The organism is Pseudomonas sp. TH10 (assembly GCF_016651255.1).
Classification (GTDB): domain Bacteria; phylum Pseudomonadota; class Gammaproteobacteria; order Pseudomonadales; family Pseudomonadaceae; genus Aquipseudomonas.
Genome location: NZ_JAEKEG010000116.1, coordinates 1 through 20114 on the forward strand (window position 1 = coordinate 1; position 20114 = coordinate 20114).

The window sequence follows — 20114 nt, forward strand, 5'->3', positions numbered from 1 at the left end:
GCTGGCGTCGCCATATGGCGCCATGCCCATGACCTTGAACTCACCGTCGAGCATCTCGAAACCGAGGAACTCGGTGATCGCGCCGTAGAGGCCGCCGAGGGAGTCCGGATCGAAGAATTCCTTGATCTTGTGGATCTTGCCGTTTTCGCCGTAACCGAAGAAGGTCGTGGCGTACTCACCCTTGCCGTCGATGCCGAGGATCGCGGTTTTCTCTTTGAAACCGGAGCAGTGATAGGCGCTGGAGGCGTGAGCCAGATGGTGCTCAACCGGCTCGATCTTGATCTTTTTCGGATCAAAACCCAGTTGTTCAAGGCACCAGACGATCTTGTTGCGATAGCGCTTGTAGCGACGGTTGCCCATCAGGATCGCATCGAGGGCGCGATCCGGTGCGTACCAGTAGCGCTTGGCGTAGTGCCAGCGAGCCTCACCGAACAGGCTGATCGGCGCGAACGGAATGGCTACTACGTCAACGTCGGACGGCTTGATGCCAGCCTGCTCAAGGCAGAATTTCGCCGACTCGTAGGGCATGCGGTTCTTTGCATGCTTATCGCGTACGAAGCGCTCTTCTTCAGCAGCTGCCACCAACTTGCCGTCGATGTACAAGGCTGCAGAAGGATCATGGCTAAGGGCGCCGGACAGGCCAAGAATCGTCAATGCCACAGGGGTCTAGCCTCTTTAGTCTGCATGCAGGCGCGATGCGCCTTGAAAATTGATGTGCCCTCGCACCGGGCGAGAGACAGCTAAAGGGCGGGATTATAGCGTAAACGTGGCGCGAATGACCCAGACCTATTTGCCGCACAGCGTTGAGGATCAAAAGATCGCAGCCTTCGTCAGCTCCTGCAGGAAGTTGCATTCCAAATGCAGGAGCTCCCGAAGGCTGCGATCTTTTAAGTCTTCAGACTCGATCGATACTTTTCGGCAAACGCTGATCAATCAATTGATACAGCGCGCTGTTTTCTGGCCAGTTGCGCATGAACCGCGCGCGATCCCGGGCGTAGGCCGGGGCGAAGCTGCCGAGGGAGCCGTGTTGGCACATCGAGTCGAGGTCGATCAGCGCCCAGCGATCGTCCTGCCAAAAGAGGTTATGGCCCTTGAAATCACCATGGCTGATGCGCTCGGCGATCAAGCGCGCGAACAGCTGATCCAGCGCCTGCAACTCGGATTCCGGCGCGGCGCCGCTTTCAACGTACGGTGCAAAGCGCTCGATGATGTCCGGCCCCGGTAGAAACTCAGTGACCAGGTAAGCGCGGCTGCGCAGCCACAGGAAACGTTTTTCCAGCACGGCCAGCGGTTTCGGCGTGGCGATGCCGAGGAACGTCAGACGATTGCCTTCGCGCCACGAATGCCACGCGCGGCTCGGGCGCCAGAAGCGTTTGAGCCAATGCGCAAAGTTCTTGATGTTGTAGCGTTTGATCACCAGCGTGCGCCCGGCCACGTCAACCTTGCCAACGCTCGCCGCGCCGCCGGTCTTGTACAAGTGGCCCTGATCGAGCAGCGCATCGGCCTGTTCCAGCACCGGCACCATCGCCGCTTCTTCCTCGCGACGAATAGCGCGCAAAGCGAACGCACCGCGCTGTACCGCAAACAGCGTGCACTCGCGGCCAACCTTGATCAGGTAATCGCGCAGGCGCCAGGCGCGCACTTTGTCGATCTGTTTCTGCAACGCTTCCAGCGGCAGCGCGTGCTCGGCGTTGCTCAGCAGGTAATACACCAGCAACTCTTCGGTGAACGGCTCCAGCGACTTGGGCAACTGGGCAAAAAATACCCCGAGGTTTTCCAGCACTTTCTGCCGCGACAACGGCTGGCCGGCGGTTTCCGCACAGATTCCGGCGCCGTCGATCAAGTACAAATGACCGCCGTGACGCAGCAGATTGTCGAGGTGCAGATCTGCCTGCCACAAGCCTTTGCAATGCAGTTGAGCGATGGCGCCGAGCGCCTCGGCCAATACCGCCGATTGCTCATCGGCGAGTACGGGCAACGACTCGACCTGTTGCCACGCATCGCCAAGACTTTCTGCGCCTTCGAGGAATTCGAACAGCAGCCAGCCGCCCTCGCCCTCTTTCAAGCCATCCGCCAACAGCAGCGGCGTGGTCAAGTGTTGAGCGGCGAGCAATTTCACGCCGTCCAGTTCGCGCTGGAAATGCCGCGACGCTTTAGCGCCGACCAGTAACTTGGCCAGCACGGGACGGCCGCGCCAAACGCCAGCACCAACGTATCGCTGCCCAGGCAGCACGCGCAGCAAGCTCAGCAACTGCAAGTTGGCTGGCCCGGCGGCATCGGCCAGTGAGATGCTCAATGGCAGGCCCGGGTTACGCCCTGCATGCTTCAGTTCGGACAAACGCATCAGCGCGCCTCCTTGTGACCGCGCCGCGCACCCAGGCGCTGCAGCCAGCTGTCGATCAGTGAACTGGCCACTGGCTGATCCAGGTAAACCGCCAGCAACTCACGCACTTGTGCGTCGTTCCACTGCGGCGCACGACGCAGCAAAGGCTCCAGATCCTTGACCCGATCACGCAGGCCGAACAACAAGGGCCGGGTTTTTTCCAGATCGATCAACTGCGCCTGATAACCGCTGCCGTCAGCCTGCAAAAAGATGTGCTTGGGATAAAAACAGCCGTGCACCTGACGCAAACCGTGCAGACGCCGAGCCAGCTGGCCACAGGCCTGGATGATCGCCGACTGCTCCACCTCGCCAAGTTGCGACCAACGCTGCAATAACGAATCGAGATCGTCCCAGCCATCGAGGGCGCGGGTCAGCAAGATTGCGCGGACCTCGCCGTTGACCTTGCGCTGCCCGAAAAACGCCGCTTGCAGCGCCGGAATGCCCAGGCTTTCATAGCGACTGATATTGCGAAACTCCCGGGCGAAACTCGGCTCGCCAAAAGGCGCATGCAACGTACGCATTTGGTAATTGCACTGCCGCTTGAGGTAGTAGGCGTGGCCTTCCAGCTCCAGGCGAAACACGCTGCTCCAGCCGCCGCCGTCGGTGTTCGGTTCGTCCACCGCTTCAAGCTGCTTGGCCCACAGGGCGTCGAAGGTGCCGAGGCCATTGCGCTCAAGTAGCGCACGGTCTTCGGCGGCCAGAAAATCAGTCATTCGCGTCCCTCGAAAAATCTCACCACGTGGCGAATGCGCTTCTTGTCAGCGGCATTCAGGCGATCACGCCCACGATATTGCAGATAGAAGCGCAGGCGCTGGGTGTTCGACAGGTGATATTTGGCCACCTTGTCGAGGCAGGCCAGATCCTTGGTGATGCGGTATTTGAGCCAGAAGCCGCGCCAGAAATCGCCATTCGGGCAATCGATCAGAAACAGTCGCGCCTGATCGTCGATCAGCAGGTTGCGCCACTTCAGATCGTTATGGGTAAAGCGGTGGTCGTGCATGGTCCGTGTATAGCCGGCCAATTGTCGGCTGACACCATCGACCCAGGCGCGATCCTTGAGCTTCGGATCGTTGCGCTCGGCCAGCGCCGAGAGGTCTTCGGTGCGCGGCAATTCGCGGGTGATCATCGCGCCACGGTCGTACGCCGCGCCACGGCGCTCCAGCCCCCAGGCCACCACTTCGGCAGTGGGAATGCCCCACTTGGCGAAGCGCTTGAGGTTCTGCCACTCCATCTTCACGCGCGGCTTGCCGAGGTAACGGCGCAAGCCTTTACCGGCGCCGACGTAGCGTTTGACGTAATAGTTGATGCCGCTGCGCTCGACGCGAACGACTTCGGACAGCGGATCGCGGGTCAGGCGTTCGCCTTGCAAGGCAAATACCGCTTCGAGGCTGCCAAAGTCTTCGGCGAGATCACTGTATTCAGGTTCAAGCGTCCAACCCGCCATCAGAGCGCATCTCCGTAACGCTGTTTACGCGCGTAGAGCTTGTTGGCCTTGCCTTCCAGCCAGTTCAGCAACGGCGCTTCTTCGCCCAGAATCTGCCGTAGCGGTTGCTGGAAATAGCCCTTGAGGAAGCGCAGCTTGTCGCGGCGGGTCAGGCCGATGTCCAGCGCCGAAAAGTACAGCGCGGCCAGATCCTTATTGCGCCAGCGCTGAGTAATTTTCGCGCGGGTCTGAGCGCGGTGCAGGTCGATCACCGACAGTTTGAAATCTTCCGCCGTCACCGGTTTGTCGGTGTGCAGCAGGAAGTGACAGATGTAGCAGTCGCGGTGATTGACCCCGGCGCGGTGCATCATGCCGGTCATGCGTGCGACTTCGGCGATCAGCGCACGCTTGAGTTTCGGCTCGGGCGGCTGCTTGACCCAGTCGATGCTGAAGTCTTCGAGGCTGACGGTCGGCGCCAGCTCTTCGGTGACGATGAACGAGTGCTGATCCGCCGGGTTGCTGCCCTTTTCGCCATACGCCACGGCGGTCATGGTCGGCACACCGACTTCCTGCAAACGCTGGATCGCCTTCCACTCCTGACCCGCACCGAGTACCGGCAGCTTGGCAGTCAGCAGGTTCTTGAAGATTTCGCCCCAGCCGATGCCACGGTGAATCTTCACGAAAAATCCGTTGCCGTCGACTTCCGTGCGTAGCGTGCGGCGAGCTTCCAGCTCGCGGTAAACCTCGCCCTGCAAGCCTTCGACTTCGGCGAACGGGTCGCGTCCGGCCCAAAGACTTTTGAACGGTTCAGCCAGCATCAACTTCATTAAGCGTGCTCCGCCAGAATCACATCGGCCGCGTGCTGCGGCATGCTGTAGAGGTCGGCCGTCTCGGCGAAGGCCAGACCATTGCGGCTCCACGTCGCGCGTGCAGCGTCGTCATGCAACATGTCCGTCAGGAATTGCGTCAGCTGCGCCTGATCGAACGGCTCGTCCAGCACTCGCCCGGCATCCGCTTCGGCAATGTAATGGGCGTAACCGCAGACCGCGCTGACCAGCACCGGCAAGCCGGCGACCAGCGCTTCAAGCAACACGGTGCCGGTGTTTTCGTTGTACGCCGGGTGGATCAACAGATCGGCACCGAGCAGGAAACGCGGGATATCGCTGCGTCCTTTAAGGAAGGTCACGTTATCGCCGAGGCCCAATGTCGCACTCTGCATCTGGAATATCTTGGGGTCGTCCTGGCCAATTACAAACAGCCGGGTACGTTTTTTCAGATCGGCAGGCAATCCGGCCAGCGCCTTGAGGCTGCGATCAACACCTTTGGTCTTGAACCCGGAGCCGATCTGCACCAGCAGCAGTTCGTCGTCCTTGAGGTTGAATTCGGCGCGGAAAGCGGCGCGGATTTCATCGGCATCTGCCGGGCGACGACGATCCTGGGCAATGCCCGGCGGCAGCAGATGGAAGCGCTCGATCGGCGTGTCGTAATGCTTGATGAACAGCGGTTGCTGCACTTCGGAAATCATCAGCACTTCGGTCTTCGCATCTTTGGCGAACACCGCGCGCTCGTACTCGGCGAAGTGGCGATAACGACCCCAGCGACGGTAGAGCGAATGGCGCAGGTTTTGCGCCTTGTCTTCGAAGCAGCCGTCGGCGGCGTAATAGACATCGAGCCCCGGCATCTTGTTGAAGCCGATCAGACGATCGACCGGGCGCTTCGCCAGGTCCGCCTCCATCCACGCGCTGAGTTTTTCATTGCGACGATGATTGAAGAACGCCTTGACCGGCGCCACCAGCACTTCAAAACCGGGCGGCACATCGCCTTCCCAGATCAGCGTGTAGACACGGATCTGATGGCCGCGCTTCTGACATTCGAGGGCGATGCGCATGAAGTCGCGCTGCAAGCCACCAAACGGGAAATATTTGTACAGGACGAATGCCAATTGCATCAGCGCAGCTCCTCAGCCATTAACAACGTGCTCAGTCGGCTGGCGACACGCTCGGGGTTCAGACGCGTGAAGCACAGCGGCCACTCGCGTTTCAGGTCAAACCGGCTGGCATCTTCGGCCGTCGGTTGATAGGTACATTTCTTTTGCAGGCACGGCGCGCACGGGAAGTCGCTGGCCAGGTGAATCTGCAATTTGCCGTAAGCGCCGGTCAGGCCCGGGTTGGTCGGGCCAAACAGCGAAATGGTCGGCACGTCCAGCGCCGCTGCCAGATGGCCAAGACCGGTATCCACCGCCACGCAGGCCTGCGCCCCGGCCAGCACTTTGCCAACGCCCGCCAGGTTCAGCTTGGGCAGGACTTCAACGTGGCGCATGTCCTTGGCGATGCGCTCGGCGCGCGCTTTTTCGGCCGGGTTGCCCCAAGCCAGCTTCACGCCGACGCCCAGGTAGCCAACGCGCTCGGCCAGCTCTCGCCAATAGGCCTCGGGCCAGTGCTTGGTGTCCCAGGTGGTGCCGTGCAGGAACAAAACGTAGGGATTCTTGCGCGGCAGCTCGACCAGACGTTCGACGTTCAGGCCATAGTCGCCCAGGCCCTTGGGCAAGTCGTAGCCCAGGGCGATGGCGAACAATTGGCGTACTCGCTCCACGGCATGCTGGCCGCGGGCAACTGCCAGGCGCCGATCATAGAAACGTGCCGCGATCGGCTCACGTGCCGAACCTTTATCGAGGCCTGCCACCGGCGCCTTGACATAACGAGTCAGCAAGGCACTTTTCAACAGGCCCTGGGCATCAATCACCAGATCATATTTTGTCGCGCGAATGCTTTGCTTGAAGCGCTTCCACTCGCCGCTCCTGATGGTCTGCCAGATGTTTTTGCGCCAGCGACGAATCGCGACCGGAATCACCTTGCCCACCGCAGGATGCCAGGTCGGGATCTCCGCGAAGCCCTCTTCCACCACCCAGTCGAATTGAATGCCGGGAATCGCCCGGGCCGCGTCCGTCAGCGCCGGTAACGCATGGATCACGTCACCGAGCGAAGACGTCTTGATCAACAGGACCCGCAAATTAATTGACCTCGACCACAGTGCCCTGCAACCGCTGCAAGGCTTCGTTCACCGCTTGCGGCATAAGCTGGCGCAGGCAGTTGTAATGACCGAAACGGCACGTACGGTCAAAGCAGGGGCTGCATTCGATGCCCAGGCGGACAATTTCGACATGCTCGGCCAGGGGGGTGTGAACCCTGGAGAGGTGGAGCCATACACGGCCACCAGCGGTCGGTTCAACGCAGCGGCCACGTGCATCAGGCCGGAATCGTTGGACACCACCGAGTCGGCACAGGACAGCAAATCGATGGCCTCGGCCAGGGACGTTCCGCCGCTCAGGTTCACCGACTCTTCACGCAAGCCCGGGATCAGCCGGGCGCGGATGTCTTCGCCAACCGGAGTGGTCGTTTTCGAACCGAACAGCCACACCTGCCAACCCTCGCGAATCCTGGCTTCGGCAACCTGGGCGTAATGCTCGGAGGGCCAGCGCTTGGATTCGCCGAACTCGGCGCCCGGGCACAGCGCCAGCACCGGGCGGTCGAGGGCCAGGCCGAACTTGGCCAGCGCCGCTTCGCGGGTGACCGGATCGATTTGCAGGCTTGGGCGCGGATAGGGTTTCGGCAACTCGGCGTTTGGCTCGTAAGCCAGCGCCATGAAGCGCTCGATCATCAGCGGATAGCGCTCTTTGTCGAGCGTGCGCACGTCGTTGAGCAGGCCGTAGCGGAATTCGCCGCGCCAGCCGGTGCGCTTCTTGATGCCGGCAAAGAACGGCACCAGTGCCGACTTCAGCGAGTTGGGCAGCAGGATCGCCTGATCGTACTGGCCGGCCAGGGATTTACCGATGCGTCGGCGTGTCGCCAATTCCAGCGCGCCGTGACCGAGCGGAAAGCTCAAGGCCTTGCGCACTTCGGGCATGCGCTCAAGGATCGGCCGGCTCCACTCGGGGGCCAGCACGTCGATTTCGCATTGCGGGTGGCGCTGTTTGAGACACTGAAACAGTGTCTGCGCCATCACCATGTCACCGACCCAACTGGGCCCAACGATCAGAATATTCATGTGGTTTCCAAAAACGAACCGGGGAGGCATTTACGCCTCCCCGCCTCGAGAATCAGCTTAGCCCCATCTCTTTCCATATCCGCAACACCTGCCGGCGTTCTTTGACAAACTGGTCGCCTGCAATCACTCCGGCGTCCTTCTGCAAGGCCTGCCGGTGAGCGGCGGAGCGGTAGGCTTTGTAGGCCTCGCGCAACAGGCTGGCGTCTTCGGCAGGCATCAGCCCTTCGTGTTCCAGCTCTTCCAGAATGCGGATGTTGTCGGTCCAGCGCAGCAATGGCGGGTGGCGTTTGCGACCACGCCAGGGCCGCGTATTGCACCATAAATTCAATATCGACGATACCTCCGGCGTCCTGCTTGAGATCGAACGGCGCCGTGGCCTCGAAGGCATTTGCCGCCGTGCCGGCCGCCGTACTCTTGCTGCCAAGATTATCGCGCATCTTCGCACGCATCTCGCTGACCTCCTGGCGCAAGGTTGGCAAGTCCCTGCGCCTTGCCCAGCACCGTGGCTCGCACCTTCTCAAATGCCTGACCGACGTCCTGGCTACCTACCAGCACCCGCGCCCGCACCAATGCCTGGTGCTCCCATGTCCATGCTTCATTTTCTTGATAGCGGGCAAACGCGCCCAGCGAACTCACCAGCAACCCCGAGGCACCGGACGGCCGCAAGCGCATATCCACTTCATATAACTGGCCCGAGTTGGTTTGCGCCGTCAGCAAGTGAATGATCCGCTGGCCAAGCCGGGTGAAGAATTGCGCGCCATCGATCGGCTTCGCCCCATCGGTTTCTGCCTGAGGATCACCGTCGTGGATGAATACCAGATCCAGATCCGAACCATGCCCCAGTTCCAGACCACCGACTTTCCCGTAACCGACAATGATGAACCCGGGATCGCACAAGGTACCGTCGGTACGCAACGGCGTGCCGTACTTGGCGACCGTCTGACGCCAGGCCAAGGCCAGCACTTGTTCGAGAATCGCCTCGGCCAGCCAGGTCAGATAATCGCTGACTTTCATCAATGGCAGGCTGCCGGCGATTTCCGAGGCGGCAACGCGCAAGCGATGCGCCAGCTTGAAATGGCGCAGAGCCTCCATTTGTTGTTCAAGGTCTTCTTCGGGAATCCGCGTCAGTCGCTCGCGCAATTCGGCGGCCAACTCGGGCGCCAGCGGCGGCTTGAACAGTCGGCCTTCGTTAAGCAACTCGTCTAGCAGTAGCGGGAAACGAGTGATCTGCTCGGCAATCCACGGACTCGCCGCGCACAGGGTAAGCAAGCGGCGCAACGCCCCGGGGTTTTCCGTCAGCAACACTAAATAAGCCGAACGCCGGGCAACCGCTTCAACCAGCGGCAGCACCCGTTCAAGCACCAGATCAGGGTTGGCATGCTCGACCGCCTGCGCCAACAGACGCGGAATAAACGCATCGAGACGCTCCCGCCCCAGCCGCTGCATCGCCCGCAACTGCGGGCTGCCGCGCAAACCGGCGAGTGCCTTCAGGGCCCTGGTGGCATCGGCAAAACCGCCCTCTTGCAACTGACGGCAAGCGGCCTCTTCATCCTGCGCCTCTTCCCACAGCGGCAGCCATTCACCACCGACCACCACTTCGCTTTCGGTGCCTTCGTCCTCGTCGGGGTCAGCGATCACCTGGGCGAAATGCCAAGCGACGCGACCGCGCCAGAACATCAGTTTTTCGTGGAACGCCTCCCAGTCGGCGAAACCGAGCATGAACGCAATACGCGCCTGATCCTGCGCGCCGTCCGGCAGCATCTGGGTCTGGCGGTCGGCAATCGCCTGAATCGCGTGCTCGGTGTACCGCAAGAATTCGTAGCCTTCGCGCAGCTCACTGATCACCGCCGGCGGCAGATAACCTTGGCCCTCCAGCGTGCTCAATACTTTTAATAGAGGCCGCTGCTGCAGACTCAAGTCGCGGCCACCGTGGATCAGCTGGAAGGCCTGAGCAATAAACTCGACCTCACGGATCCCGCCGGAGCCCAACTTAATATTGTCGGCCATGCCCTTGCGCCGCACTTCCTGCTGGATCAACTGCTTCATCGTGCGCAGCGCTTCGATCGCCGAGAAGTCCAGGTAACGCCTATAAACGAACGGGCGCAGCATGTCGAGCAACTGCGCGCCGGCCACTTGATCGCCCGCGACCACACGCGCCTTGATCATCGCGTAGCGTTCCCAGTCGCGGCCCTGATCCTGGTAATACTGCTCCAGCGCATTGAAGCTCAGCACCAATGCACCCGCCGATCCGTACGGGCGCAAGCGCATGTCGACGCGGAAGACAAAACCGTCGACCGTCATCGGGTCCAGCGCCTTGATAAGGCGCTGGCCGAGGCGGATAAAAAATTCCTGGTTATCCAGCGCGCGTTTCACGCCGACGGTTTCACCGCCCTCGGGGTAGGCGAAAATCAGGTCGATGTCCGAAGACAGGTTCAACTCCACCGCACCGAGCTTGCCCATGCCGAGGATGACCATCTGCTGCGGCAGACCGCTACGGCGCCCGGTCGGCGTGCCGAACTGCTGACAATGGCGGCTGTACAACCATTGATAGGCCTGGTCGATGGTCGCGTCAGCCATGTCCGAGAGGTCGCGGCAGGTCTGCACCAGATCGGCCTGACGGTTCAGGTCACGCCAGATGATCCGCACCTGATGGCGCGCACGTTGGCGGCGCAGGACACGACCGAGCTCATCTTCGCTCTGTGCGGCATTCACCGCAGCCGCAATCTGCGCGCACAGCTCACCAGCGGCATACGGGCGATCGAGCTCGCCGGACTGCACCAGCGACAGCAACATCAAAGGGTCACGAACGCTCTGTTCAATGACAAACTCGCTGGCGGCACTGACGCGGGCGAATTGCGCCCAGCGTTCTGGCGTCCAGGTCGCGAAGCCGTGATCGTCTTCAAGCGAGGCGACAGCCGTACGGAACGACTGCTCGGAACGAGTGACCAACGGCAGGAGAATGGCAGGCAGTTCGGCAAGCACGGGCAGGGTCATGGTCTATCCTTGATCGGCGTGTAAATGGCCGCTTGTAGTGAATGGTGAAAACCCGCTACGCGATGGACTGTCGAACAAAAGTTAGAAATAGCTGAAAATTCTTTTTCTTTGGCAGTGAACATCAAACTTTCACCTTTTTCGGATGGCAAAAGACCAACCTTAACGATTATTCTCACAACGCGGCCGGAGGCCACAAGCCATTCTTCTGTAGTTTTACTACTCGTCTATACATTCGAAAGGCTGAAATGCCGGAAGATTTGTAGTAAAACTACACGCCGCCGGAACAACCTGTCGGCAATCCAAGAATTTTAAATCGTCTGCCCACAAGGCCAGTCGCAAACTCAGGCAACCGATTCTGGAAGCCTTTCCGCCCTGGAGCAAGCCATGCAAGACCTCGATCCCGTCGAAACCCAGGAATGGCTGGACGCCCTGGAATCGGTTCTCGACAAAGAAGGCGAAGACCGTGCTCACTATCTGATGACCCGTATGGGCGAACTCGCGACCCGCAGCGGCTCGCAACTCCCTTACGCCATCACCACGCCTTACCGCAACACCATCCCGGTTACCCACGAAGCACGCATGCCTGGCGACCTGTTCATGGAACGCCGCATTCGCTCGCTGGTACGCTGGAACGCGATGGCCATGGTAATGCGTACGAACTTGAAAGATTCGGACCTGGGCGGACACATCTCCAGCTTCGCTTCCAGTGCGACCCTGTACGACATCGGCTTCAACTACTTCTTCCAGGCCCCTACCGATGAACACGGCGGCGACCTGATCTACTTCCAGGGCCACACCTCGCCAGGCGTTTACGCCCGTGCGTTCATGGAAGGCCGCATCACCGAAGACCAGATGAACAACTTCCGCCAGGAAGTCGACGGTCAGGGCCTGTCGTCCTACCCGCACCCTTGGCTGATGCCTGACTTCTGGCAGTTCCCGACCGTATCCATGGGTCTGGGTCCGATTCAAGCGATCTACCAGGCACGCTTCATGAAGTACCTGGAGCACCGCGGTTTCATCCAGCCGGGCAAACAGAAAGTCTGGTGCTTCCTGGGCGACGGCGAGTGCGACGAGCCGGAATCCCTGGGCGCAATCTCCCTGGCCGGCCGCGAGAAGCTGGACAACCTGATCTTCGTCATCAACTGCAACCTGCAGCGCCTCGACGGCCCGGTTCGCGGCAACGGCAAGATAATCCAGGAACTCGAAGGCGTGTTCCGCGGTGCTCAGTGGAACGTGACCAAAGTCATCTGGGGCCGTTTCTGGGACCCACTGCTGGCCAAAGACGTCGACGGCATCCTGCAACGTCGCATGGACGAAGTCATCGACGGCGAGTACCAGAACTACAAAGCCAAAGACGGCGCGTTCGTCCGTGAACACTTCTTCAACTCGCCAGAACTCAAGGCGATGGTTGCTGATCTGTCTGACGACGAGATCTGGAAACTCAACCGTGGCGGCCACGACCCGTACAAGGTCTACGCGGCGTACCACGAAGCGGTCAACCACAAAGAACAGCCTACCGTCATCCTCGCCAAGACCATCAAGGGTTATGGCACCGGTGCCGGCGAAGCGAAAAACACTGCGCACAACACCAAGAAAGTCGATGTCGACAGCCTGAAGTTGTTCCGCGATCGTTTCGACATTCCGGTCAAGGACGAAGAGCTGGAGAACCTGCCGTTCTTCAAGCCAGAGCCAAACAGCGCCGAAGCCCGCTACCTCAGCGAGCGTCGCACTGCACTGGGCGGTTTCGTACCTCAGCGCCGCGCACAAAGCTTCAGCGTGCCGACGCCGGATCTGGACACCCTCAAGGCCATCCTTGACGGTTCCGGCGACCGTGAAATTTCCACCACCATGGCTTTCGTGCGGATCCTCGCACAACTGGTCAAGGACAAGGAAATCGGCCCGCGCATCGTTCCGATCATCCCGGACGAAGCCCGTACCTTTGGTATGGAAGGCATGTTCCGTCAGCTCGGCATCTACTCGTCCGTCGGCCAGCTCTACGAGCCAGTCGATAAAGACCAGGTGATGTTCTACAAGGAAGACCAGAAAGGTCAGATCCTTGAAGAAGGCATCAACGAAGCAGGCGCCATGAGCTCCTTCATCGCTGCCGGTACTTCGTACTCCAGCCACAACCAGCCGATGCTGCCGTTCTACATCTTCTACTCGATGTTCGGCTTCCAGCGTATTGGTGACCTGGCCTGGGCCGCTGGCGACAGCCGCACCCGTGGCTTCCTGATCGGCGGCACCGCCGGCCGGACCACCCTGAACGGTGAAGGTCTGCAACACGAAGACGGTCATAGCCACCTGTTGGCCGCGACCATCCCGAACTGCCGCACCTACGATCCAACCTACGGCTACGAGCTGGCGGTGATCATTCAGGACGGCATGAAGAAGATGACCGAAGAGCAACAGGACATCTTCTACTACATCACCGTGATGAACGAGTCGTACCAGCAGCCAGCCATGCCGGCCGGTGCCGAAGAAGGCATCAAGAAAGGCATGTACCTGCTCGAGGAAGACACCCGCGATGCGGCGCACCACGTACAGCTGATGGGCTCCGGCACCATCCTGCGTGAAGTCCGTGAAGCGGCGAAGATTCTGCGTGAAGAGTTCAACGTTGGCGCTGACGTATGGAGCGTTACCAGCTTCAACGAACTGCGTCGCGACGGCCTCGCTGTAGAGCGCAGCAACCGTCTGAAGCCGGGCCAGAAGCCTAAGCTGAGCTACGTCGAAGAGTGCCTGAACGGCCGTAAAGGTCCGGTCATCGCCTCTACCGACTACATGAAACTGTTCGCCGAGCAGATCCGTCAGTGGGTCCCGTCCAAGGAATTCAAAGTCCTGGGCACCGACGGTTTCGGCCGCAGCGACAGCCGCAAGAAACTGCGTCATTTCTTCGAAGTTGACCGTCATTTCGTGGTGTTGGCAGCCCTGGAAGCACTGGCTGACCGTGGTGATATCGAACCTAAGGTGGTGGCTGAAGCCATCGTCAAGTTCGGCATCGACCCGGAAAAACGCAACCCACTGGACTGCTGAGGAGACATTTTGTGAGCGAACTCATTCGCGTACCTGACATCGGCAGCGGTGAAGGTGAAGTAATTGAACTGTTTGTGAAGGTCGGCGACCGTATCGAAGCCGACCAGAGCATCCTGACCCTGGAATCGGACAAGGCCAGCATGGAAGTGCCGGCCCCGAAAGCCGGCATCGTCAAAAGCCTCAAGGTGAAGCTGGGCGACCGTCTGAAAGAAGGCGACGAACTGCTTGAGCTGGAAGTCGAGGGTGACGCGGCTGCGGCACCTGCGGCTGCCGCAGCGCCGGCAGCCAAGGCTGAAGAGAAACCGGCGGCAGCGCCTGCTGCAGCCGCTCCAGCTGCGGCGCCTGCTGCTGCCTCCGTACAGCAAGTGCATGTGCCGGACATCGGTTCGTCGGGCAAGGCCCAGATCATCGAGATCCAGGTCAAGGTCGGCGACACCGTCGAGGCTGATCAGTCGCTGATCACCCTGGAGTCCGACAAGGCGAGCATGGAAATCCCTTCGCCTGCCGCTGGCGTGGTCAAGAGCATCAGCGTCAAGCTCAATGACGAAGTGGGCACGGGCGACCTGATTCTGGATCTGGAAGTGGCGGGTGCTGCGGCCCCTGCTGCTGCCGCTCCGGCTCAGGCTGCTGCACCAGCCGCTGCTGCTGCGCCTGCTCCGGCAGCTGCTCCAGCGGCGCCGGTAGCCGACAGCGTTCAGGACATCCACGTTCCGGACATCGGTTCGGCTGGCAAAGCCAAGATCATCGAAGTGTTGGTCAAGGCTGGCGACAGCGTTGAAGCCGATCAGTCGCTGATCACTCTGGAATCCGACAAGGCGAGCATGGAAATCCCATCGCCTGCCGCTGGCGTGGTGGAAAGCATTTCCATCAAGCTGGATGACGAAGTCGGTACTGGCGACCTGATTCTCAAGCTGAAAGTCAAAGGCGCAGCGCCTGCTGCTGACCCGGCTCCAGCTGCCGCTGCTGCTCCAAGCGCTCCAGCACCTGCCGCTGCTGCTCCGGCTGCCGCTGCACCTGCTGCCGCTCCAGCCGCGGCCCCGGCCAAGCCGGGCGCCAAGGTTCACGCCGGCCCGGCGGTTCGCCAGCTGGCCCGTGAGTTCGGCGTCGAGCTGAACGCTGTCGGCGCCAGCGGCCCGCACGGTCGCATCCTCAAAGAAGACGTGCAGGTTTACGTCAAAGCGATGATGCAGAAGGCCAAGGAAGCACCGGCCGCTGCTGCTGGCGCAACCGGTGGCGCGGGCATTCCGCCGATTCCGGTCGTCGACTTCAGCCGTTTCGGCGAAATCGAAGAAGTGCCGATGACTCGCCTGATGCAGATCGGCGCGTCCAGCCTGCACCGCAGCTGGCTGAACATCCCGCACGTGACTCAGTTCGATTCGGCTGATATCACCGAGCTGGAAGCCTTCCGCGTGGCGCAGAAAGCCGTTGCAGAGAAGGCCGGCGTCAAGCTGACCATCCTGCCGCTGCTGCTCAAGTCGTGCGCACACATGCTCAAGGAGCTGCCGGACTTCAACAGTTCGCTGGCGCCAAGCGGCAAAGCGATCATCCGCAAGAAGTACATCAACATCGGCTTCGCCGTCGACACCCCGGATGGCCTGCTGGTACCGGTCATCAAGAACGTCGACCAGAAGAGCCTGCTGCAGCTTGCGGCTGAAGCGGCTGCGCTGGCTGCCAAAGCCCGCGACAAGAAGCTCACCGCTGACGACATGCAAGGTGCCTGCTTCACCATTTCCAGCCTCGGGCACATTGGCGGCACCGGCTTCACGCCGATCGTCAACGCGCCGGAAGTGGCGATCCTCGGTGTCTCCAAGGCAACCATCCAGCCAGTCTGGGATGGCAAAGCCTTCCAGCCGAAACTGATGCTGCCACTGTCGCTGTCCTACGATCACCGTGTGATCAACGGCGCCGCTGCTGCACGCTTCACCAAGCGCCTGAGCGACCTGCTGGCCGACATCCGCACCATCCTGCTGTAACACCAGCCGGCCCTCCCTGGAGGGCCCGTTGCGTTTCGCGTTTTCCGAGCGCCACGCTCGTACCTCAACCCCGCCCATTTGGCGGGGCTTTTTTGCCTGAATGTTTTAACCAAGGCTTCCTGCAGCCGGGCGGTACAGGCTACCTGTTGCAGAGAATCGATATTCCGTTGTGCTGCCCCCGCCCCCGGATCGCAGCCCTCGGTGCTGCGATTCTTTCGGGCAGAAAAATAATACTTTCGGCCCACGACTGCAGAATTCCCAATCCCTGCCGACACATTCTTATAGCACTTGGCCTTCATCTCTCTTGTCAGTCAGTGCCGCAATGATGCAACCTTGCCGCAGGCAACAGTAAAGAGGGCGAGAGCCCGGCGCGTTCAGCATATTTCCAAGCGAGTTCCCTTCATGAAGAGCCAACCCGATGCCGCCAGCCGTATGGCGGCCGAGGTAGTGACGCAGTTGCCTGTGCCCTCGCGGCTCGGCATGCTGCGTTTCGAGCGCTTGAATGAAGCCAGTTGGGCGATGTTGTTTCTTGATCCCAACTGCGAACGCCAATTCGGTCAACCGGCTGTCGAGCTCTGCGCTCTGGTCGGTGCGCCCTACGCCAGCCTGATGGAGCCGGAAGCGCGCTATCAGCTGCACGACGCGATCCAGCAACAACTCGGCGCCAGCCCGCATTATCTGGTGCGCTACACCCTGCATACCCCGGCCGGGGCGCTGAGCATCCTTGAACTGGGCGAAGCCTATAAGCAACACAACCGGCATCTGCTGCGTGGCTATCTGCTAGCCGTCGGCGAAGCGTTCAGTGAAGCGCCGCCTTTGCCCTGCGTCGACCTCGAAACCCAGAATTCGCGCCTGCAAATAGCCCTCGAGCTCAACCAGCGCGCCCAGCAGGAACAACTGCAACACCTGGAACGTGTGCGTGCCCAGCAGGACTTGATTCTGCTGCTCGCGCGTCAGCGCTACAGCACGCACAACTCCTTGCAAGAAGCCGCCGAGCTGATCACCCGCTGCGCCTGCGATATCTATGAAATCGACTGCGCCAGCCTGTGGAACCTCGAAGGCCAGCAGCTGCTGCCGATCTCCGCTTATCACCGCGCCACGCAGGAATACATCCTGCCGGACGTGATCGACGTCAGCAGCTTCCCCGACTACATGGACGCGCTGCACAGCAGTCGCGCGATCGACGCACATAACGCGATGCGCGATCCGCGCACCCGCGAGATGGCCGAAGCCCTGCGCCCGCGCGACGTCAACGCGATGCTCGATGCGAGCATCCGTGTCGATGGCCAGGTGGTCGGCGTCCTGTGCCTGGAACAGACCGGCGTCACCCGAGCCTGGCAGTCCGACGAAATCGCCTTTGCCGGCGAGCTGGCCGACCAGTTCGCGCAAGTCATCAACAACCACAACCGTCGCACCGCCACCAGCGCCCTGCACCTGTTCCAGCGTGCGGTCGAGCAAAGCGCCAACGCCTTTTTGCTGGTCAATTGCGACGGCGTGGTCGAATACGTCAACCCGAGCTTCACCGCGATCACCCAGTACACCACCGAGGAAGTCCACGGCCAGCGCTTGTCCGAGCTGCCGGCCCTGGAAAACCTCAGTGAATTATTGTTCGACGCACCCTCGGCGCTGGCCAAGAGCAACAGTTGGCAGGGCGAATTCAAAAGCCGCCGCAAGAACCTCGAACCGTACTGGGGCCAGTTGTCGATCTCCAAGGTTTACGGCGACAACCGCGAGCTGACGCATTACATCGGCATCTACGAAGACATCACCCAGAGCAAACTCGCCCAGCAACGAATCGAACGCCTCGCCTACACAGACAATCTGACCAACCTCGGTAACCGCCCGGCGTTCATCCGCAATCTGGACGAACGCTTCGACCGAGATAGCGATACCCCGATCAGCCTGTTGCTGGTCGACATCGACAACTTCAAGCGGATCAACGACAGCCTCGGCCACCAGACCGGCGACAAACTGCTGATCAGCCTTGCCCGGCGTCTGCGTAACAGCCTGAGCCCGAGCGGTAGCCTCGCGCGGTTTGCCAGTAACGAGTTTGCCGTGCTGCTCGACGACACTGACCTTGCGACCGGCCAGCAGATCGCCAACCAATTGTTGGCGACGCTGGATAAACCGATGTTCGTCGATAACCAGTTGATCAGCGTCACAGGGTCTGTAGGCCTGGCCTGCTCGCCGCTGCATGGCCGCGACCCGCAGACGCTGATGCGCAACGCCGGCCTGGCGCTGCACAAGGCCAAGGCCAACGGCAAGCATCAGGTTCAGGTGTTCACCGAGACGTTGAATGCCGAGGCCAGCTACAAACTGTTCGTCGAGAACAACCTGCGTCGCGCCCTGACCCAGAATGAACTGGACGTGTTCTACCAGCCCAAGCTGTGCCTGCGCAGTGGGCGCCTGCTGGGCATGGAAGCGCTGCTGCGCTGGAACCATCCAGACAAGGGCATGATCCGCCCCGACCAGTTCATCAGCGTTGCCGAAGAGACCGGCCTGATCATTCCGATCGGCAAATGGATCGCCCGTCAGGCCTGCCGCATGAGCAAAGCGCTGACCGCCGCGGGCCTGGGCAATCTGCAAGTGGCGATCAACCTCTCGCCCAAGCAGTTCTCCGACCCGGATCTGGTCGCCTCCATCGCCAACATCCTCAAGGAAGAAGCGCTGCCGGCCAATCTGCTCGAACTGGAGCTGACCGAAGGCCTGTTGCTGGAAGCCACCGAAGACACGCACTTGCAGCTTGATCAGCTCAAGCGCCTGGGCCTGACCCTGGCCATGGACGACTTCGGCACCGGCTATTCGTCGCTCAGCTACCTGAAAAAATTCCCGATCGATATCATCAAGATCGATCGAAGCTTCATCCACGAAATCCCGGACAACCAGGACGACATGGAAATCACCTCAGCGGTGATCGCCATGGCGCACAACCTGAAACTCAAGGTCGTGGCCGAAGGCATCGAGACGGCTGAACAACTGGCATTCCTGCGCCGCCACCGTTGCGACGTCGGCCAGGGCTACCTGTTTGACCGGCCAATTCCCGGCGCCGAGTTGATCCAGGCGCTCAAGCGCTACCCGCGCGGCCCGATTGCCTGAGACGCCCATGTGGGAGCCAGCCTGCTGGCGATAGCGTCGTGTCAGCCAGCGTCCACGTCACTGACGTACCGTATTGCGAGCAGGCTCACTCCTACAGGGGTAGTGCGTTAAACGGCATCATTGGGCACACTGGCGGTCTACTTTTTTACATCCCATCCTGACTGAGAGGAACGATCATGGTTCTGCGCTCGGAAATTCTGGTGAACAAAAACGTGCTCCCGACTAAAGATCAAGCTCTACCCGGTCGCGAAACCGCGATGACCCTGCCTGAAAAGCACTTCGTCCACGAAACCCCGCTGCTTGGCCCGTTTTTCCAGGACGTCGACTTTGCGATTTTCGGTCTGGGTTGCTTCTGGGGTGCGGAACGCCGCTTCTGGCAGCGCGAAGGCGTGGTCAGCACCGTGGTCGGTTACGCTGGCGGCTATACGCCGAACCCGACCTACGAAGAAGTCTGCTCGGGCCTGACCGGCCACGCCGAAGTGGTGCTGGTGGTGTATGACAAGGCCAAAGTCAGCTACGAAGAGCTGCTGGCGATGTTCTGGGAACTGCACAACCCGACGCAGGGCATGCGTCAGGGCAACGACATCGGCACGCAGTATCGCTCGGTGATCTATGCCACCAACCCGACTCAACTGGAAGCGGCCAAGGCCAGCGCGAAAGTGTTTCAGGCTGAGCTGACCAAAGCCGGCAAAGGCACCATCACCACCGAAATCGAAGAAGCGCCGACGGTCTATTTCGCCGAGGCGTATCACCAGCAGTACCTGGCGAAAAACCCGGAAGGCTATTGCGGGATCGGCGGCACTGGCGTGACTTGCCCGATCTGATCGGACACCGCTTCCCCCTGTAGGAGCCAGCTTGCTGGCGATGGTCGTCAACGATAACGCGGGAAATCTGATACCCCGCAGTGCTCACTGGCTTCTCGCGAGCAAGCTCGCTCCTACACGGGTGTTAGATCGCCGCTATTATTCGGCGATTATTCGGCGATCAACCAGTCCATCTGCCACCCGCCCTGGGTCTGGCCCAATTTCTTCGACAACCACGGCAGCAGCTCACGCAATTCTTCCTCCAGCCCCCACGGCGGATTGGCAATCGCCAGCCCGGAGCCGTTCAGACTGTTCGGCGTGTCCAGCGGATGCACCAGCAGCTCAACCCGCAATAACTTCGGCGCGCC

12 protein-coding genes and 2 pseudogenes are annotated in these 20114 nt (G+C 60.7%); 4 read left to right on the top strand and 10 right to left on the bottom strand.

The genetic code is table 11. From position 1 onward, the window contains the following. From JFT80_RS17905 to glnE, 9 genes and pseudogenes are all read right to left on the bottom strand, one after another. The coding region (locus JFT80_RS17905; protein WP_307833109.1) for a carbamoyltransferase N-terminal domain-containing protein at positions 1–660 on the bottom strand (660 nt) is incomplete at its 3' end. A 235-nt stretch (positions 661–895) separates the two neighbouring features. Further along, entirely contained in the window at positions 896–2344 is a 1449-nt protein-coding gene (locus tag JFT80_RS17910) for a lipopolysaccharide kinase InaA family protein (RefSeq protein WP_201148764.1), read from the bottom strand. Continuing rightward, the gene (locus tag JFT80_RS17915) at positions 2344–3096 is read right to left on the bottom strand and encodes a lipopolysaccharide kinase InaA family protein (RefSeq protein WP_201148765.1); all 753 of its coding nucleotides are present in this window, start codon (positions 3094–3096) and stop codon (positions 2344–2346) included. Before JFT80_RS17915 ends, JFT80_RS17910 begins: the two co-directional genes overlap by 1 nt. Continuing rightward, positions 3093–3827 carry a lipopolysaccharide kinase InaA family protein gene (locus JFT80_RS17920; RefSeq protein WP_201148766.1) on the bottom strand — a complete coding sequence of 245 codons (735 nt, stop codon included), beginning with the start codon at positions 3825–3827 and terminating at the stop codon, positions 3093–3095. The genes JFT80_RS17915 and JFT80_RS17920 overlap by 4 nt, the downstream gene beginning before the upstream one ends. Then, positions 3827–4633 (bottom strand): lipopolysaccharide core heptose(I) kinase RfaP, encoded by an 807-nt coding sequence (gene rfaP / locus JFT80_RS17925; protein ID WP_201148767.1) that lies wholly within the window; start codon positions 4631–4633, stop codon positions 3827–3829. The genes JFT80_RS17920 and rfaP overlap by 1 nt, the downstream gene beginning before the upstream one ends. Further along, complete coding sequence (locus tag JFT80_RS17930; RefSeq protein WP_201148768.1) at positions 4633–5754, bottom strand: glycosyltransferase family 4 protein; 1122 nt, start codon at positions 5752–5754, stop codon at positions 4633–4635. Before JFT80_RS17930 ends, rfaP begins: the two co-directional genes overlap by 1 nt. Next, on the bottom strand, positions 5754–6815 hold the full coding sequence (gene waaC, locus JFT80_RS17935; protein WP_201148769.1) for a lipopolysaccharide heptosyltransferase I: 1062 nt from the start codon (positions 6813–6815) through the stop codon (positions 5754–5756). The genes JFT80_RS17930 and waaC overlap by 1 nt, the downstream gene beginning before the upstream one ends. Before the next feature lies 1 nt (position 6816). Further along, positions 6817–7850, bottom strand: a pseudogene (gene waaF, locus JFT80_RS17940) (lipopolysaccharide heptosyltransferase II). Positions 7851–7902: 52 nt separating this feature from the next. Next, positions 7903–10844: pseudogene (gene glnE / locus JFT80_RS17945) on the bottom strand (bifunctional [glutamate--ammonia ligase]-adenylyl-L-tyrosine phosphorylase/[glutamate--ammonia-ligase] adenylyltransferase). A 384-nt stretch (positions 10845–11228) separates the two neighbouring features. On the opposite strand from glnE, the gene aceE reads away from it, so the two are divergent. The 4 genes from aceE (at position 11229) to msrA (ending at position 19767) form a co-directional block, all read left to right on the top strand. Then, a complete protein-coding gene (gene aceE, locus JFT80_RS17950) occupies positions 11229–13874 on the top strand; it encodes a pyruvate dehydrogenase (acetyl-transferring), homodimeric type (protein WP_201148770.1) in 2646 nt (881 codons plus the stop codon). Between the two features lie 11 nt (positions 13875–13885). After that, positions 13886–15847, top strand: coding sequence for a dihydrolipoyllysine-residue acetyltransferase (gene aceF, locus JFT80_RS17955; protein WP_201148771.1), 1962 nt, complete (start codon positions 13886–13888; stop codon positions 15845–15847). A gap of 402 nt (positions 15848–16249) precedes the next feature. After that, a complete protein-coding gene (locus tag JFT80_RS17960; RefSeq protein ID WP_201148772.1) occupies positions 16250–18943 on the top strand; it encodes a bifunctional diguanylate cyclase/phosphodiesterase in 2694 nt (897 codons plus the stop codon). A gap of 176 nt (positions 18944–19119) precedes the next feature. Next, the gene (gene msrA, locus JFT80_RS17965; RefSeq protein WP_201148773.1) at positions 19120–19767 is read left to right on the top strand and encodes a peptide-methionine (S)-S-oxide reductase MsrA; all 648 of its coding nucleotides are present in this window, start codon (positions 19120–19122) and stop codon (positions 19765–19767) included. 149 nt (positions 19768–19916) lie between these two features. Here the strand turns inward: msrA and rlmJ are convergent. Next, positions 19917–20114, bottom strand: a 198-nt coding sequence (rlmJ, locus tag JFT80_RS17970; RefSeq protein ID WP_201148774.1) for a 23S rRNA (adenine(2030)-N(6))-methyltransferase RlmJ, incomplete at its 5' end; no start/stop codon positions are given.